This is a genomic window from Amycolatopsis speibonae, from assembly GCF_042647925.1.
In the GTDB taxonomy this organism is placed as follows: domain Bacteria; phylum Actinomycetota; class Actinomycetes; order Mycobacteriales; family Pseudonocardiaceae; genus Amycolatopsis; species Amycolatopsis speibonae.
This window is the reverse complement of sequence record NZ_JBHRWK010000119.1, coordinates 1-2,323: the sequence shown is the minus strand read 5'-3', so window position 1 is coordinate 2,323 and position 2,323 is coordinate 1. Positions and strand designations below refer to the sequence as shown.

At 63.9% G+C, this 2,323-nt stretch carries 1 protein-coding gene; it reads right to left on the bottom strand.

The genetic code is table 11. The features are described 5' to 3' along the window. The coding region (locus tag ACFOSH_RS42300; protein WP_378247155.1) for a hypothetical protein at window positions 1-2,192 on the bottom strand (2,192 nt) is incomplete at its 3' end. Window positions 2,193-2,323 lie beyond the last annotated feature (131 nt).

The following is a 2,323-nucleotide window of genomic DNA, read 5'->3' as shown; positions in this document are numbered from 1 at the left end:
GACAAAGCAACCGCCAACCCCGCCAGAACACCATCACCCACCTCACACGCAAACAACCGGATCGCCTCACCAACAACCCACCCCGAATCCAGCACCCCCCGCACGATCACACCCAAATCAGGAGCACCCTCATCCAGCAACACCACCCCATGCACACCGGCTTCCTTCAGCAACAACGCCGCCGCATCCCTGAACACCGAACCGACACCACCGATGAGCACCCCCACAGGCGCCGGCTGTATCTGCTCCTCCCGCCCCAGCCACTGCGACATCTCCTCCCGAAACTCCCGCGACACCCCCTGCATCTCCACCTGCTGCAGCTCCGACCCGACCGGCCACACCCAGCCACCATCCCCAGCACCAGGCACAACCGGCACCGGCATACCGGCCGCGGAAAAACTTGGCGCACCGGCCCCGAAACCAGACCCCGGCATCCCCAACCCCGACGACGGCACCCCCGGCGTCCCGGATTCCAGCCGCCGGCGCTTCCACGGTGGCGACGTTGAAACGCCAACAGGACTTATGCCAGACGGGACCTCACCAGCCGAGCCCGACGGGGTGTTGTCGAGAGAATGATCCGCAACGCTCTGGGTAACGCCGAGTTTCCAGTTGATTACCGTCGTGCGGTGCACGATATTTCCAGCGCGCTTCGCAAGCTCCTCCGACGTCAGGACTGCTCCGGTCTCATCAAACTTCGCCTGCTGGTACGCCCGCATCCACACCTCGACCCACCGCACCAACGGCTTCGTGTACTGATGTCTCTTCCCGATGGGCTCCAACCAGATGTTGACCGGCAACCGATGACTGTTCGCCTGCAGGAGCAACAACAGATCGTCGTACTGCCGCCACTCCCCCTCATGCCACTCCCCCTCGCGCCACTCCCCCTCGTACCACTGCACCTCACCAGGACGGAACCCCTTGACCCACGGGGGAACAAGCTCAGAGACGTCCAGGTCCGGACTCAACGCAGGAATTGGGTGCTTATTCGCCTGCTCCGCATTGATCAGTTCGCCGGAAAGAGCAGCCACCAAAAGCCCGGATGCTCGCATGCCGGTCGCATCCACAGCCTCCCGCTGAATACCGATCCCCCATTCCCGCAACTCCTTGTCCGTCACCTCGCGCTCCCCCGCGTAAGCCTTCAACGTGGCAACGCCACCTACCCCAGGACGCCAGGACACCAGATCCACATCCTTCGGAATCCCCGGACGGGGATCTGCCGACAGTTGCCCGGAGCCCTCCCCCTCACCCGAGGGGGCGTTGTCGAGAGAATGATCCGCAACGCTCTGGGGAACGCCGAGTTTCCAGTTGGCGACCGTCGTGCGGTGCACGATATTTCCAGCGCGCTTCGCAAGCTCCTCCGGCGTCAGGGCTTCTTTGTTCTCTCGAACCCTCGCCGCGTGGTACGCCCGCATCCACACCTCGACCCACCGCACCAACGGCTTCGAGTGCCTCCGCGCACCGGGCTCCAACCAGATGTTGACCGGCAACAGGTCCCTATTGGCCGTCAGTAGCTCCACAATGTCACCGACCTGCGACCACTCCCCCTCACCAGGACGGAAATCCTTGACCCACCGAGGAACAAGCGAAGTGACGTCCGGGGCCAAACCCAACGCAAGACGTGCGTACCTGGACGCATCCTTACGCGCCTGCGGCGCATTGATCAGTCCGCCGGAGAGAGCAGCCACCACAGACCCGGGTACTCCCAGACCGGTATCCGCCACAGCCTCCTCTTGCAGGCTCACGAACCAATCGAGCAACACCGTCCGCGGCACCTCGCGCCCCCCCGCGTAAGCCTTCAACGTGGCAGCGACACCTACCCCAGGACGCCAGGACACCAGATCCTTCGGAATCCCCGGACGGGGATCCGCCGGCAGTTGCCCGGAGCCCTCCCCCTCACCCGAGGGGGCGAGCTTCCACTCGCCTACCGTCTCGGAGGTCACGACGCCTCCAGAGCGCTTCGCAAGCTCCTCCGACGTCAGGACTGCTCCGGTCTCATCAAACTTCGCCTGCTGGTACGCCCGCATCCACACCTCGACCCACCGCACCAACGGTTCCGTGTACTGACGTTTCTTCCCGATGGGCTCCAACCAGATGTTGACCGGCAACCGATGACTGTTCGCCTGCAGGAGCGACAACAGATCGTCGTACTGCCGCCACTCCCCCTCGCGCGACTCCCCCTCGTACCACTGCACCTCACCAGGACGGAACGCCTTGACCCACTTAGTACTACAGCGGCAGTGAGGGATGTTTGTTGCGTTGTCGCTGGTAGTGGCTGTGGCGGGCGCGGGTTTGGTGGCGTCGTCGCCAGAGTGACCAGTGATCG